Source organism: Streptomyces sp. NPDC054956, assembly GCF_053609185.1.
Genome location: NZ_JBSGXB010000040.1, coordinates 1 through 14,884, shown reverse-complemented (window position 1 = coordinate 14,884; position 14,884 = coordinate 1). Strand labels below are relative to the sequence as shown.

The 14,884-nt window shown below is 69.5% G+C and carries 11 protein-coding genes; 7 read left to right on the top strand and 4 right to left on the bottom strand.

Annotation, left to right across the window (positions count from 1 at the left end; translation table 11 throughout):
- The first annotated feature begins 151 nt into the window (after nt 1-151).
- The 7 genes from ACWGDE_RS10315 to ACWGDE_RS10285 all read left to right on the top strand — a co-directional run bounded on the left by ACWGDE_RS10315 (nt 152) and on the right by ACWGDE_RS10285 (nt 9,187).
- On the top strand, nt 152-1,366 hold the full coding sequence (locus ACWGDE_RS10315) for an ROK family transcriptional regulator (RefSeq protein ID WP_453388558.1): 1,215 nt from the start codon (nt 152-154) through the stop codon (nt 1,364-1,366).
- Between the two features lie 118 nt (nt 1,367-1,484).
- Entirely contained in the window at nt 1,485-2,597 is a 1,113-nt protein-coding gene (locus ACWGDE_RS10310) for a substrate-binding domain-containing protein (protein ID WP_453388557.1), read from the top strand.
- A gap of 175 nt (nt 2,598-2,772) precedes the next feature.
- On the top strand, nt 2,773-3,561 hold the full coding sequence (locus tag ACWGDE_RS10305; protein ID WP_453388556.1) for an ATP-binding cassette domain-containing protein: 789 nt from the start codon (nt 2,773-2,775) through the stop codon (nt 3,559-3,561).
- The gene (locus tag ACWGDE_RS10300) at nt 3,558-4,829 is read left to right on the top strand and encodes a sugar ABC transporter permease (RefSeq protein ID WP_453388555.1); all 1,272 of its coding nucleotides are present in this window, start codon (nt 3,558-3,560) and stop codon (nt 4,827-4,829) included. The genes ACWGDE_RS10305 and ACWGDE_RS10300 overlap by 4 nt, the downstream gene beginning before the upstream one ends.
- 251 nt (nt 4,830-5,080) lie before the next feature.
- On the top strand, nt 5,081-6,997 hold the full coding sequence (dxs, locus tag ACWGDE_RS10295) for a 1-deoxy-D-xylulose-5-phosphate synthase (protein WP_453388554.1): 1,917 nt from the start codon (nt 5,081-5,083) through the stop codon (nt 6,995-6,997).
- 133 nt (nt 6,998-7,130) lie between these two features.
- Complete coding sequence (locus ACWGDE_RS10290; protein WP_453388553.1) at nt 7,131-8,645, top strand: amino acid permease; 1,515 nt, start codon at nt 7,131-7,133, stop codon at nt 8,643-8,645.
- Nucleotides 8,646-8,665: 20 nt separating this feature from the next.
- Nucleotides 8,666-9,187 (top strand): GNAT family N-acetyltransferase, encoded by a 522-nt coding sequence (locus tag ACWGDE_RS10285; protein ID WP_453388552.1) that lies wholly within the window; start codon nt 8,666-8,668, stop codon nt 9,185-9,187.
- Nucleotides 9,188-9,191: 4 nt separating this feature from the next.
- On the opposite strand, the gene ACWGDE_RS10280 is transcribed toward ACWGDE_RS10285, so the two are convergent.
- The 4 genes from ACWGDE_RS10280 to ACWGDE_RS10265 all read right to left on the bottom strand — a co-directional run bounded on the left by ACWGDE_RS10280 (nt 9,192) and on the right by ACWGDE_RS10265 (nt 14,789).
- Nucleotides 9,192-10,265: an LCP family protein gene (locus tag ACWGDE_RS10280; protein WP_453388551.1), complete on the bottom strand. Its 1,074-nt coding sequence runs from the start codon at nt 10,263-10,265 to the stop codon at nt 9,192-9,194.
- A 321-nt stretch (nt 10,266-10,586) separates the two neighbouring features.
- Nucleotides 10,587-12,716 (bottom strand): 3-hydroxyacyl-CoA dehydrogenase NAD-binding domain-containing protein, encoded by a 2,130-nt coding sequence (locus ACWGDE_RS10275; protein WP_453388550.1) that lies wholly within the window; start codon nt 12,714-12,716, stop codon nt 10,587-10,589.
- On the bottom strand, nt 12,713-13,939 hold the full coding sequence (locus ACWGDE_RS10270; protein WP_250742043.1) for a thiolase family protein: 1,227 nt from the start codon (nt 13,937-13,939) through the stop codon (nt 12,713-12,715). Before ACWGDE_RS10270 ends, ACWGDE_RS10275 begins: the two co-directional genes overlap by 4 nt.
- A 130-nt stretch (nt 13,940-14,069) precedes the next feature.
- Nucleotides 14,070-14,789, bottom strand: coding sequence for a ferritin-like domain-containing protein (locus ACWGDE_RS10265; RefSeq protein WP_453388549.1), 720 nt, complete (start codon nt 14,787-14,789; stop codon nt 14,070-14,072).
- Nucleotides 14,790-14,884 lie beyond the last annotated feature (95 nt).

Below are 14,884 nucleotides of genomic sequence, written 5' to 3'. Positions count from 1 at the left end.
ACTGCGTCGGCCCCTTGACGTCTTGAAGCGCAAAGGCTCGACTTAAGGTTCACAAGTTGGAGAGACGCCGGGGTCTCGGAGCGCTCAGCCGCTGCGGTCCCGGCCGGGGGGCGACGGCTGGCCGTCGCTTATGGGCAGGAGTGGATGAGTCGTGCAGACTCCCGGATCGCAGTCTTCACTGCATCGCGCGAATCTGGAGCGCGTCGTACGGGCGGTACGGCTCGCGGGTTCGCTGACCCAGGCGGAGATCGCCCGGAGCACCGGACTGTCGGCGGCCACGGTCTCCAACATCGTGCGCGAGCTCAAAGAGGCCGGAACCGTCGAGGTCACGGACACCTCGGCCGGCGGCCGGCGGGCGCGCAGCGTCTCGCTCAGCGGTGACGCGGGCATCGTGATCGGCGTGGACTTCGGGCACACCCATCTGAGGGTGGCCGTCGGCAACCTGGCCCACCAGGTGCTGGCCGAGGAGTCCGAGCCGCTGGACGTGGACGCCTCCTGGGTGGACGGCTTCGACCGGGCGGAAGCCCTGGTCGGACGCCTGATCGAGGGCATAGGGGTGGGCCGCGACAAGGTCATCGGCGTCGGGCTCGGCGTACCGGGCCCCATCGACGTGGAGTCCGGAACCCTCGGATCCACCGCGATCCTGCCGGGCTGGGCCGGGATCAACCCGCGCGAGGAGCTGTCACGGCGCCTGGGCGTGCCCGTGTACGTGGACAACGACGCGAACCTCGGGGCCCTCGGGGAACTCGTTTGGGGGAGTGGCAGGGGAGTAAAAGACCTCGCCTACATCAAGGTGGCCAGCGGGGTCGGCGCCGGGCTGGTGATCAACGGGCAGATCTACCGGGGACCGGGCGGCACGGCAGGCGAGATCGGGCACATCACGCTGGACGAATCGGGCCCGGTCTGCCGCTGCGGCAACCGCGGCTGCCTGGAGACCTTCGCCGCCGCCCGGTACGTGCTGCCGCTCCTGCAGAGCAGCCACGGACCGGAGTTGACGATGGAACGGGTGGTGGAGCTGGCCCGCGAGGGGGACCCGGGATGCCGCCGCGTCATCACCGACGTGGGCCGTCACATCGGCAGTGGCGTGGCCAGTCTGTGCAACCTCCTGAACCCGAGCCGGGTGGTCCTGGGCGGCTCGCTGGCCGACGCCGGTGAACTGGTGCTGGCGCCCATCCGTGAATCCGTCGGGAGGTACGCGATTCCGAGCGCGGCCCGGCAGTTGTCGGTCCTGACCGGGTCTTTGGGCGGCCGCGCGGAGGTGCTGGGAGCACTGGCCCTCGTACTGAGCGAGATGGGCGATTCGACGCTTTTGGCGGAAAATGGCAGTGGAGTAAGAGCTCCAGCCGTCTTGTCTTCAGTTAGATAACGGATGGCACCGTTGTCATCTCGTTAAGGATTCACTCCTTGACGGCAAACTTGCGGCCGGGGTTGACTCACATCCACCTCGGCCGCAGCGTTGCGGCCTCGTCAGGGAGGTTCAAGTAATGAACACGCGTATGCGCAGAGTTGCCGTAGCCGTCGCCGCCGGCACCATGGCCGTCTCGCTCGCCGCTTGCGGCAGTGCGAAGGAGTCCGGCGACAAGAAGGACTCCACCGCCACCGTCAAGGGCAACGCGATCAAGGTCGGCCTGCTCCTGCCGGAGAACCAGACCGCCCGCTACGAGAAGTTCGACAAGCCGCTCATCGAGAAGACGGTCAAGGACCTCACCGCGGGCAAGGGCGAGGTTGTCTACGCCAACGCCAAGCAGGACGCGACCACGCAGAACTCGCAGGTCGACACGATGATCACCAACAAGGTGAACGTCCTGATCATCGACGCCGTGGACTCCAAGGCCATCGCGGGCTCGGTCAAGAAGGCGAAGGAGGCCGGCATCCCGGTCGTCGCCTACGACCGCCTGGCCGAGGGCCCGATCGACGCCTACACCTCCTTCGACAACGAAGAGGTCGGCAAGGTCCAGGGCAAGGCGCTGCTCGAGGCCCTGGGCGACAAGGCCAAGGACGGCCAGATCGTCATGATGAACGGCTCCGTCACCGACCCGAACGCCGCGCTGTTCAAGAAGGGCGCGCACTCCGTCCTCGACGGCAAGGTGAACATCGGCAAGGAGTACGACACGGTCGAGTGGAAGCCGGAGAACGCCAACACCAACATGGCGGCCGCCCTCTCCGCGCTCGGCAAGGACAAGGTCATCGGCGTCTACTCCGCCAACGACGGCATGGCCGGAGGCATCATCACCGCCCTCAAGGCGGCCAGCGTCACCCCCCTGCCCCCGGTCACCGGCCAGGACGCCGAACTCGCCGGTGTGCAGCGCATCGTCGCGGGCGAGCAGTTCATGAGCGTCTACAAGCCGTACGCCCCCGAGGCCGAGGCCGCCGCGAAGATGGCCATCGCCCTCGCGAAGGGCGAGTCGATCGCGACCACGGCCACCGCCAAGGTCGACAGCCCCACCACCAAGGGCGTTCCGTCCCTGCTGATCCCGGTCGTCTCGCTGACCAAGGCCAACGTCAAGGACACCGTCATCCGTGACAACGTCTACACGGCCGACGAGATCTGCACCGACAAGTACGCGGCCGCCTGCGCCGCCATCGGCCTGAAGTAAGGCCCCCGCCGCTCGGTCCGCCGAGCCGGCCCCCCATGCCTGTCCGGCGCTCCCGCCTCCAACATCCCGCCACTGGCGGGGCGCCGGACAGAAACGTTTCTCTACGTTTCACCACCCAATACCCCAGTGGTCCTGCTCTTTTGCACGACATCCCCGCCGGTCAGGCGGCAAGGAGATGGTTCATGTGTCCGCTGCGCCCGTACTGGCGTTGCGAGGGGTCTCGAAGCGGTTCGGCGCCGTTCAGGCCCTCACCGACGTAGAACTCGAGATCCACTCCGGCGAGGTGGTCGCCCTCGTCGGCGACAACGGCGCCGGTAAGTCCACGCTGGTCAAGACGATCGCCGGCGTGCACCCCATCGATGACGGAGTCATCGAGTGGGAGGGCCGCCCGGTCACGATCACCAAGCCCCACGACGCCCAGAACCTGGGCATCGCGACGGTCTACCAGGACCTCGCGCTGTGCGACAACATCGATGTCGTCGGCAACCTCTTCCTGGGTCGCGAGCTCAAGCGCCGCGGCGTCCTCGACGAGGTGGAGATGGAGCGGCGCGCCCGCGAGCTCCTGACCACCCTGTCCATCCGGATCCCCAGCGTCCGCATCCCGATCGCCTCGCTCTCCGGCGGCCAGCGCCAGACCGTGGCGATCGCCCGCTCGATGCTGGGCGAGCCCCAGCTCGTCATCCTCGACGAGCCCACTGCCGCCCTCGGCGTCGAGCAGACCGCACAGGTGCTCGACCTGGTGGAGCGGCTGCGCGAGCGCGGCCACGCCGTCATCCTCATCAGCCACAACATGGCCGATGTGAAGGCGGTGGCCGACAAGGTGGCCGTACTGCGGCTGGGCCGCAACAACGGCGTCTTCTCCGTGAAGGACACCTCGCAGGAAGAGATCATCTCCGCCATCACCGGTGCCACGGACAACGCCGTGACCCGCCGGGCGGCCCGCACCGGGGAGGCCCGAAAGTGAGCACCCAGCACATAGACCCCGTCAACCCGGCCGCCGCCCACGACGCCATCCCGGCCGTGGATCCCCGGCTGCTCGTCCGCGAGCAGGGCCTCACCGGGTACGTGAACGAGTTCGGCCGCAAGCTCAAGGCCGGCGACCTGGGCTCCGTCCCCGTCGTCCTCGGCCTGATCATCATCTGGAGCATCTTCCAGAGCCTGAACTCGAACTTCCTCGGCCCCGAGAACCTCACCAACATCGCGATCACGATGACGGCCACCGGCATGATGGCGGTCGGCATCATCTTCGTCCTGCTGCTCGGCGAGATCGACCTCTCGGTCGGCTCCGTCAGCGGCGTCTCGGGCGCGATCGTGGCGGTCCTCGCGGTCACCCACGGCGTCAACGAATGGCTGGCCATCCTCGCGGCGATCGCCGGAGGTGCCCTGATCGGCTCCCTCCACGGCTTCTTCTTCGCCAAGATCGGCGCCCCGGCCTTCGCCGTCACCCTTTCGGGCCTGCTCTTCTGGTCCGGCGCGATGCTGCAGATCCTCGGCAGCAACGGCACGATCAACCTCGACTCCGAGGGCGTGGTCGGGCAGCTGACCACGTACTTCTTCTCGGACGTGGCCGCCGGCTACGGGCTCGCCGCCGTCGCCGTGGTGGGGTACTTCCTCGCCACCTTCTTCGACAACCGGCGCCGCGAGGCCGCCGGGGTCCCCTCCCGGCCGCTCGGCGAGATCCTGCTGCGCACCGGCCTCCTGGCCGTGTTCACCTTCGGTCCCGCCATCGTGTTCAACCAGTACAAGGGCCTGCCGCTGGCGGTCGTGCTCTTCGTGGTGGCCCTGGTCGCCACGGACTTCGTACTGCGGCGCACCACCTTCGGCCGGCAGGTCTTCGCCCTCGGCGGCAGCGTCGAGGCCTCCCGGCGCGCCGGCATCAACGTCAACCGGGTCCGGATCACGGTCTTCGCGATCGCCGGCACCTTCGCGGCGATCGGCGGCCTCTTCTGGGCCTCCAAGATCGCGGCGGCCAACCAGAGCGCCGGCGCCGGCGACCTGCTGATGAACGTGATCGCGGCGGCCGTCATCGGCGGCACCAGCCTCTTCGGCGGACGCGGCCGGACCTGGAACGCCCTCCTCGGCGTCATGGTCATCACGTCCATCCAGTACGGTCTGGCCCTGGAGGGAATCGCGACTCCGATCCAGTACATGATCACCGGCGCGGTGCTGCTCGCCACGGTGGTGATCGACTCGATCACCCGCAAGACGCAGAAGACGGCCGGACGGGCCTGAACGAGCGCCCTGCGAGTGACCCGGCGGTAAGAACCGTCACAGTGCCCGGTGCCACTACGTGTGGTGCCGGGCACCTGTGCGTAGGCGTTTACGCACACCTGTACGGCTATGCGCCCGTTTGGCGGGTGTGGCTTCGCGCAGGTGTGTACAGGTATGACAAAGGTGTGACCCGACCGGTACCGCCCGATGATGCCCGCCGCGAGCGGAACATTAGACTCGACAGACCAGCAAGCAACTGCAAGGAGGCACGGGTGCTGCTGACCCGCATCAAGGGACCGCGCGATCTGGACCGGCTCAGCCAGGAGGAGCTCGACCAGCTCGCCGCAGAGATCAGGTCCTTCCTCGTCGACGCCGTCTCCAAGACCGGCGGGCACCTCGGCCCCAACCTCGGTGTGGTCGAGCTGACGATCGCCCTGCACCGGGTCTTCGACTCGCCGAAGGACAAGGTCCTCTTCGACACCGGCCACCAGGCCTACGTCCACAAGCTGCTCACCGGCCGCCAGGACTTCGGGAACCTGCGCTCCAAGGGCGGCCTGTCCGGCTACCCCTCGCGCGCCGAGTCCGACCACGACGTGATCGAGAACTCGCACGCCTCCACCGTGCTGGGCTGGGCCGACGGCATCGCCAAGGCCAACGAGGTGCTCGGCCGCGAGGACCACCACGTCGCCGCGGTCATCGGCGACGGCGCCCTGACCGGCGGTATGGCCTGGGAGGCGCTGAACAACATCGCCGCCGCCAAGGACCGCCCCCTCGTCATCGTCGTCAACGACAACGAGCGCTCCTACGGCCCCACCATCGGCGGCCTCGCCAACCACCTGGCCACCCTGCGCACCACGGACGGCTACGAGCGCTTCCTGGCCCGCGGCAAGGACCTCCTGGAACGCACCCCGGTCGTCGGGAAGCCGCTCTACGAGACCCTGCACGGCGCCAAGAAGGGCCTCAAGGACTTCATCGCCCCGCAGGGCATGTTCGAGGACCTGGGCCTGAAGTACATCGGGCCCATCGACGGCCACGACATCGAGGCCCTGGAATCGGCCCTGCAGCGCGCCAAGCGCTTCAGCGGACCGGTCATCGTCCACTGCCTCACCCAGAAGGGCCGGGGCTACGAGCCGGCCGTCCAGGACGAGGCGGACCGCTTCCACGCGGTCGGCGTCATCCACCCGGACACCGGCCTGCCCGTCAGCACCGACGCCGCCAGCTGGACCTCCGTCTTCGCCGACGAGATGGTCAAGCTCGGCAAGGAGCGCAAGGACATCGTCGCCATCACCGCGGCCATGCTCCAGCCCGTGGGCCTGAAGAAGTTCGCGGACGCCTACCCGGACCGGATCTTCGACGTAGGCATCGCCGAGCAGCACGGCGCCACCTCGGCGGCGGGCCTGGCCACCGGCGGCGCCCACCCGGTCTTCGCGGTGTACGCCACCTTCCTCAACCGCGCCTTCGACCAGGTCCTCATGGACGTGGCCCTGCACAAGTGCGGAGTCACCTTCGTCCTGGACCGGGCCGGTGTCACCGGCACCGACGGTGCCTCCCACAACGGCATGTGGGACATGTCCATCCTCCAGGTCGTCCCCGGCCTGCGCCTCGCCGCCCCGCGCGACGCGGAGCAGCTGCGGGCCCAGCTCAACGAGGCCGTCCTGGTCAAGGACGCGCCGACCGTCGTGCGCTTCTCCAAGGGCGTCGTCGGCCCGGCCGTCCCCGCCGTCGGCAAGATCGGCGGCATGGACGTGCTGCGCACCCCGGCCGCCGAGGTAACCCGCCCGGACGTACTGCTCGTCTCGGTCGGCGCGCTCGCCCCGATGTGCCTGGAGATCGCCGACCTCCTCGACAAGCAGGGCATCTCCACGACCGTGGTCGACCCCCGCTGGGTCAAGCCGGTGGACGAGGCCCTGGCCCCGCTCGCCGACCGCCACCGCGTGGTCGTCACCGTCGAGGACAACAGCCGCGCCGGCGGCGTGGGCTCCGCCGTCGCCCAGGCACTGCGGGACGCGGGGGTCGACGTACCCCTGCGTGACTTCGGCATTCCGCAGCGGTTCCTGGACCACGCCACGCGCAAGGAGGTCATGGCCGAGATCGGTCTGACCGCCCCGGACATCGCGCGGCAGGTCACCGGCCTGGTGGCCAAGCTGGACGGGCGCTACGACAGCGAGCCGGCCGCCGCCGTCGACTGACGGACGCCCCCGGCCGCTGATCATCTGCGGTTGCACGCTCCGGGCCGGAAGGGCCACCCTTGAAGGGTGGGTCTTCCGGCCCGTTTCGTTTCGATGCGGTCCTTTCGATGCGGTCCTCCTGGGAGGTGCGTCGGTGAGTACGAATCTGAACAGCCCCTTCCGTACCAAATCCGTCGAGCAGTCCATCCTCGACACCGAAGAGCCGGAACACGCGCTCAAGAAGTCACTCTCCGCCTGGGACCTGACCGTCTTCGGCGTCGGCGTCATCATCGGCACCGGCATCTTCGTCCTCACCGGCAAGGTCGCCAAGGAGACCGCCGGACCCGCCACCGCCCTCGCGTTCGTCGCCGCCGGAATCGTCTGCGCCCTCGCCGCCCTGTGCTACGCCGAGTTCGCCTCGACCGTGCCGGTGGCCGGGTCCGCGTACACCTTCTCCTACGCCTCGATCGGCGAACTGCCCGCCTGGATCATCGGCTGGGACCTGGTGCTGGAGTTCGCGCTCGGCACCGCCGTCGTCGCGGTCGGCTGGTCGGGCTACGTCCGCTCCCTCATGGACAACGCCGGCATCCACCTGCCGGCCTCCCTGCAAGGGCCCGACGTGCAGGGCGGCACCTTCGACCTGCTCGCCTTCGTCCTGGTCCTCGTCCTCACCGCGATCCTCGTCATCGGCGTGAAACTGTCCGCGCGCATCACCGGGGTCGTCGTCGCGATCAAGGTCACGGTGGTGCTCATCGTGATCGTCGCCGGCCTGTTCTTCATCACCAAGTCCAACTACGACCCGTTCATCCCGCCGGCCAAGCCCCAGCCGGGCGGCTCGGGACTGGACGCCCCGCTCGTCCAGCTGCTCTTCGGCTACGAGCCCACCAACTTCGGCCTCATGGGCATCTTCACCGCCGCCTCCGTCGTCTTCTTCGCCTTCATCGGCTTCGACGTGGTGGCCACCGCCGCCGAGGAGACCAAGCTGCCGCAGCGCGACATGCCGCGCGGCATCCTCGGCTCGCTGATCATCTGCACCGTGCTCTACGTGGCGGTCTCGATCGTGGTGACCGGCATGCAGAACTACAAGGAGCTCTCCACCAGCGCCCCGCTGGCCGACGCCTTCAAATCCGCCGGCCACCCCGTCTTCGGAGGCATCATCAGCTTCGGCGCGGCCGTGGGCCTGACCACCGTGTGCATGATCCTGCTGCTGGGCCAGACCCGTGTGTTCTTCGCGATGAGCCGCGACGGACTGCTGCCGCGCTTCTTCTCCCGGACGCACCCGAAGTTCCGTACGCCCTACCGGCCCACGATCCTGCTCGGCGCCGTCATCGCCGTCGTCGCCGGGTTCACGAGCATCAACGAACTGGCGACCCTGGTGAACATCGGCACCCTCTTCGCCTTCGTCGTCGTGGCGCTCGGCGTGATGGTCCTGCGTCGCACCCGGCCCGACGTGCACCGCTCCTTCCGCACCCCGTGGGTGCCGCTCGTGCCGATCCTGTCGATCGCCGCGTCGGTCTGGCTGATGCTCAACCTGCCGGCCGAGACCTGGCTGCGGTTCGGGATCTGGATGGTCGTCGGCTTCTTCGTCTACTTCCTCTACGGCAAGCAGCACAGCCGGCTGGGCCGCGGCGAGGGCATGACCCCGAATCCTGCCCGCGAAGGCCGCTGACCTTCGTCTACGGTGGTTGCATGGAGATCACCGTGAGCCTCGAACCCTGGGCGGAAGACGACTTCTGGCTGCTGACGCGCAAGAACGAGCCGGCGATGACCGCACACCTCGGCGGTCCCGAGACGGAGGCCAAACTCCGCGACCGTCACGCGCGCTACCTCGCGCTCAGCGCCCGGGAGCCGGGGGCCGGGCGGATGTTCCGGGTCGTCGCCGACGGCGAGAGCGTGGGAAGCATCGGCTTCTGGGAGCGGGTCTGGAAGGAGGAGGAGGTCTACGAGACCGGCTGGGGCATCCTCCCCGAGTTCCAGGGCCGTGGTCTCGCGGCCCGGGCCGCCCGCGCGCTCGTGGCCCACGCGGGCGTCCACGGCACCCGCCGCCACCTCCACGCCTTCCCGTCCGTCGACCACCCGGCCTCCAACGGGGTGTGCCGCGCGGCGGGCTTCGAACTCCTCGGCGAGATCCGCTTCGAGTACCCGCCGGGGGACTGGCACCTGAGCAACGACTGGCGGGCGGTGCTCGGCGGGGCCGCCGGCTCCCGGTGACCGGTCAGCCGCCCGTGGCGGGGGACTTCTTCGCCGACTCGGGGATCGTCTGGTCGGCGCGCAGGGCCTCCCACAGCTGGCCGGCCTGCGGCTGCGCGACGATGACGCGGTTCGGGTCGACCTTGTCGTAGGCGACCGGCAGCATGATGGTCTCCATGGTGTCGGGATCCACGCCCTTCATGCTCTGGGCGAAGTCCGACAGGCCCTTGAGGGAGCCGAGTTCGGAGTCGGTGGTCAGCGACTTGGTGCCGGCGTCGGCGAGCTTGTACAGCCGGGCCGGGTTGCCGAGCGCGTCCTGCTTCTTGATCTCGGACAGCATCGCCATCATGAACTTCTGCTGGAGCCCTATGCGCCCGAGGTCACTGCCGTCGCCGTACCCGTAGCGCGTACGGACGAAGTTGAGGGACTGGGTGCCGTCCAGGCGGTGCGTACCCGCGTCCAGCGTCAGGCCGCCCTTCCCGCCGCTGATCGGCTTCTCGATGGTGACGCTCACCCCGCCGAGCGCGTCCACCAGCCCCTTGAAGCCCGCGAAGTCCACCTCGACGAAGTGGTCGACGCGGATGCCCGACAGCTGCTCGACGGTCTTGACGACACAGGCCGGGCCGGCGACGGAGTAGATGGAGTTGAACATGACGCGGTTCGCCGCGGCGACGCTCCTGCCGTCGCCGTCCTTGCACTCGGGCCGGCCGACGAGGGTGTCGCGCGGGATGCTCACCGCCGTGGCCCTCGTCCGGCCCTCGGGTATGTGCACGAGCATCGCGGTGTCCGAGCGGGCGCCCTCGACGCCGTCGCCGTCGAGCTCGGCGTTGGCCCCGGCACGCGAGTCGGAGCCCAGCACGAGGATGTTCTGCGCACCGGCGACGACCTTCTCGGGCCGGTTGTCGACGCCGATCGCCTGGTCCAGGTCGACGCTGTCGATGTTGCCGTTGAGGTGGCTGTACGCCCACCAGCCGGTGCCGCCGGCCAGGAGGAACAGGGCGAGCAGGACCAGCGAGACGACGCGGAACACCCGCTTCTTGCGGCTGCTCCTTCGCGGGACCTCGGGGGAGCGCGGCGGTGCGTCGGTTGCCTGAGTCATGCCGTTGGGTGTCCTCTGCTCCCGGTGGTCGGCGGTCGTAGGACGCGAGCGCCGACGTGGGGAGGCGCGTGCGGCCGGACGGTGCGGCGGGGACCTCGAGCCGGGTTCTGGAGTCGCCCGCACAGCGTGTTACCGGGGTCACTATAGGCAAACGCGCCACTCGAACGGGAGCGATCGAGACACGTGAACTGCGCTCCTCCGCCTGCCCGTTGCGGACAGCGGGTCATCCCCCGGGCTATCCCTCGGGAAAAGACGGCGGCCCGTCCGTGGAGGTTCCACGGACGGGCCGTCGGATGCGCCGGTTCCAGGCAGCGGTAAGGACTAGGCGGGAACGCTCGCCACGCCCGGGGCCAGGAACTTCTTGCCGTTCACACGCTCGGAGACGCCCTCGCGGTCCAGGTACGGCGTGACGCCGCCCAGGTGGAAGGGCCAGCCCGCGCCGGTGATGAGGCAGAGGTCGATGTCCTGGGCCTCGGCCACGACACCCTCCTCCAGCATCAGGCCGATCTCCTGCGCCACCGCGTCCAGGACGCGGTCGCGGACCTGCTCCTCGGTCAGGACGACGTCGCCCTGCACGAGGAGGGCGGCGACCTCGGGGTCCAGTTCCGGCTTGCCGGAGTCGTACTTGTAGAAGCCGCGCTTGCCGGCCTTGACGACGGCAGCCAGGTTCGGCGAGACGGTGAAGCGCTCCGGGAAGGCGCGGTTCAGGGTCTCGGAGACGTGCAGACCGATCGCCGGGCCGACGAGCTCCAGGAGCACCAGCGGGGACATCGGCAGGCCGAGCGGCTCGATGGCCTTCTCGGCGGTGACCACCGGGGTGCCCTCGTCGATGACGTTCTGGATCTCGCCCATGAAGCGGGTCAGGATGCGGTTCACGACGAACGCCGGGGCGTCCTTGGTGAGGACCGCGGTCTTCTTCAGCTTCCGCGCGACACCGAAGGCCGTGGCCAGCGAGGCGTCGTCGGTCTGCTCGCCGCGGACGATCTCCAGCAGCGGGAGGATCGCGACCGGGTTGAAGAAGTGGAAGCCGACCACGCGCTCCGGGTGCTGGAGCTTGGAGGCCATCTCCGAGACCGACAGCGAGGAGGTGTTGGTGGCGAGGATCGCGTGCGCCGGGGCGACCGCCTCGACCTCCGCGAACACCTTCTGCTTGACGGACATCTCCTCGAACACGGCCTCGATGATGAAGTCCGCGTCCGCGAAGCCCTCGGCCTTGTCCAGGACGCCGGTCACCAGGGCGGTCAGGCGGTTGGCCTTGTCCTGGTTGATGCGGCCCTTGCCGAGCAGCTTCTGGATCTCGGCGTGGACGTAGCCCACACCCTTGTCCACGCGCTCCTGGTCGATGTCGGTGAGGACCACCGGCACCTCGAGGCGGCGCAGGAACAGCAGCGCCAGCTGCGAGGCCATCAGGCCCGCGCCGACGACGCCGACCTTGGTGACCGGACGGGCCAGGGACTTGTCCGGGGCACCGGCCGGGCGCTTGGCGCGCTTCTGGACCAGGTTGAAGGCGTAGATGCCGGAGCGCAGTTCGCCGCCCATGATGAGGTCCGCGAGCGCGGTGTCCTCGGCGTCGAAGCCCTTCTGCAGGTCGCCGTCCTTGGCAGCCTCGATGATCTCCAGCGCGCGGTAGGCGGCCGGGGCCGCGCCGTGCACCTTGGAGTCGGCGATGAAGCGGCCGCGGGCGACCGCCGCGTCCCAGGCCTCGCCGCGGTCGATCTCCGGGCGGACGACCTCGGTGGTGCCGTTCAGCACGCGGGCGGTCCACAGGAGCGACTGCTCCAGGAAGTCCGCGCCCTCGAACAGCGCGTCCGCGATGCCGAGTTCGAAGACCTGCTTGCCCTTGAGCTGGCGGTTCTGGTTCAGCGAGTTCTCGATGATGACCGAGACCGCGCGGTCCGCGCCGATCAGGTTCGGCAGCAGGGCGCAGCCGCCCCAGCCGGGAACCAGGCCGAGGAAGACCTCGGGCAGCGAGAAGGCCGGGATGGCCTTGGAGACGGTGCGGTAGGTGCAGTGCAGACCGACCTCGACACCGCCGCCCATCGCCGCGCCGTTGTAGTACGCGAAGGTGGGGACGGCCAGCGCGGCCAGGCGCTTGAAGACGTCGTGGCCGCCCTTGCCGATGGCGAGCGCCTCGTCGTGCTTCTTCAGCAGCTCGACGCCCTTGAGGTCGGCGCCGACCGCGAAGATGAACGGCTTGCCGGTCAGGCCCGCGCCCACGATGGAGCCCGCGATGGCCTCCTGCTCGACCTGGTCGATCGCCGCGTTCAGGTTGGCGAGGGACTGCGGGCCGAAGGTGGTCGGCTTGGTGTGGTCCAGGCCGTTGTCCAGCGTGATGAGCGCGAAGCGCCCGGCGCCGAACGGCAGGTCCAGGTGGCGGACGAGCGCGCGCGTGACGACCTCGTCCGGGAACAGCTCGGCCGCGCCCTTCAGGAGTTCAGTGGTGGTGCTCACTTGCTGTCTCCCTCGGCGGTGAAGTTCGGGTTCTCCCAGACGACCGTGGCGCCCATGCCGAAGCCGACGCACATGGTGGTCAGGCCGTAGCGGACCTCCGGCTGCTCCTCGAACTGGCGGGCCAGCTGGGTCATCAGACGGACGCCGGAGGAGGCGAGCGGGTGGCCGAAGGCGATGGCCCCGCCGTACTGGTTGACGCGGGCGTCGTCGTCGGCGATGCCGTAGTGCTCCAGGAACGCGAGGACCTGGACCGCGAAGGCCTCGTTGACCTCGAAGAGGCCGATGTCGTCGATCGTCAGACCGGCCTGCGCGAGGGCCTTGTCGGTGGCCGGGATCGGGCCGTAGCCCATGACCTCCGGCTCGACACCCACGAAGGAGTACGAGACCAGGCGCATCTTGACCGGGAGGTTGTTCTCCCGGGCGAAGTCCTCGGACGCGATGATCGCGGCGGTGGCACCGTCGTTGAGACCGGCGGCGTTGCCCGCGGTGACCTTGCCGTGGGTACGGAAGGGGGTCTTGAGGTTCGCCAGGTTCTCCAGGGTGGTCCCCGGACGCATCGGCTCGTCGGCGGTGACCAGGCCCCAGCCCGTCTCACCGGCCGCCTCGTTGTTGTTGCGCACCGAGATCGGCACCAGGTCCGGCTGGATCTTGCCGTCGGCGTACGCCTTGGCGGCCTTCTCCTGCGAGCGCACGGCGTACTCGTCGACGCGCAGCTTGGTGATCGTCGGGTACCGGTCGTGCAGGTTCTCGGCGGTCATGCCCATGAACAGGGCGGACTCGTCGACCAGCTTCTCGGAGACGAAGCGCGGGTTCGGGTCGACGCCCTCGCCCATGGGGTGGCGGCCCATGTGCTCGACACCGCCGGCGAGGGCGACGTCGTACGCACCGAAGGCCACGCCGCCCGCGACGGCGGTCACGGCGGTCATCGCGCCGGCGCACATGCGGTCGATGGAGTAGCCCGGGACGGACTGCGGGAGGCCCGCGAGAATGCCGGCCGTGCGGCCCAGCGTCAGACCCTGGTCGCCGATCTGCGTGGTCGCGGCGATGGCGACCTCGTCGATCTTCGCGGGGTCCAGGTCCGGGTTGCGGCGCAGCAGCTCCCGGATCGCCTTGACGACGAGATCGTCGGCGCGGGTCTCGTTGTAGATGCCCTTCGGGCCCGCCTTGCCGAACGGGGTGCGGACGCCGTCGACGAAGACGACGTCCCTGACGGTACGAGGCACGTTGGCTCTCCTCCAGGTGCGGGTGTGCACTGCTGCGCGGGGGCGTGCCCATTACTGAGCGCCCGCTCACCTCTCCATGCTACTTGCCGGTAACCGGCATGCACAGCCCCCCTGGAAGGAGCGGTGAAGGTCACACTCCGCCGAGGCCCTCCATCGAGGCCGCCATGGGGGAGGAGGCGCGGACCGTGTCCGCCACGAAGGCCCGGCGCCGGACGCCCAGGGTCCGCAGGGCCGGGCCGTGGTCCACGGCGACCACCGCCGCGGCGCCGGCGAGCAGCGCGCGCCAGCCGAGCGTGGTCGCCCGCCGGGCGGGGGCGGGGAGCGGGGCCAGGGCCTCCCGCAGGCGCAGGCAGTGAAAGGGGACGTGGCGCTCCTCGTCGGCCAGGACGCGGCCCGCGACCTCCGAGACCAGTGGATCGGCGCTGCCGTCCCGCACCGCCCGGTAGTACCGCAGGGCCACCACCTCCGCCACCATCAGCACCAGCAGCTCCACCCGGAGGCCCAGCAGCCGCCGCAGCCGGACGAACACGGTGTCGCTCCAGTGCCCGTCCAGGGTCCGCGCGCCCCCGGCCTCCAGGAGCAGCGCCAGCATCCGCGCGTGGTTCTGCTCCTCCGCCACGAAGAGCCGTACGGCCCGCGCGTACACCGGATCGCCCGCGCGGTCGGCCTTGCCGATCAGTGCGGAGCCGTCCCCGTCCTCGCCGACCTGGAACCGCTGCAGGCTGCGTACGAGCTCCGGCGCGAGCGCGGCGCCGCGCGCCCAGTCCGGATCCCCGAGCGAGGTCCGCCGCTCCCGTTCGGCCTCGAAGTCGGCCAGCCATGTGTCATGTCCCCACCCCTGTTTGATCACGTTCAAAACCTAAACGGCTTTGAGCGTGTTCAAAAGGACCCCGGGCGGCCTGTAGCGGAACCGGGACACGGCGGAGCCCCCCGGCCGGGGTGGCC

Coding starts and splice junctions, on each gene's coding strand:
- ACWGDE_RS10310 (WP_453388557.1), top strand. CDS start 1,485: ATGAACACGCGTATGCGCAGAGTTGCCGTAGCCGTCGCCGCCGGCACC.
- ACWGDE_RS10305 (WP_453388556.1), top strand. CDS start 2,773: ATGGTTCATGTGTCCGCTGCGCCCGTACTGGCGTTGCGAGGGGTCTCG.
- ACWGDE_RS10285 (WP_453388552.1), top strand. CDS start 8,666: ATGGAGATCACCGTGAGCCTCGAACCCTGGGCGGAAGACGACTTCTGG.
- ACWGDE_RS10280 (WP_453388551.1), bottom strand. CDS start 10,265: ATGACTCAGGCAACCGACGCACCGCCGCGCTCCCCCGAGGTCCCGCGA.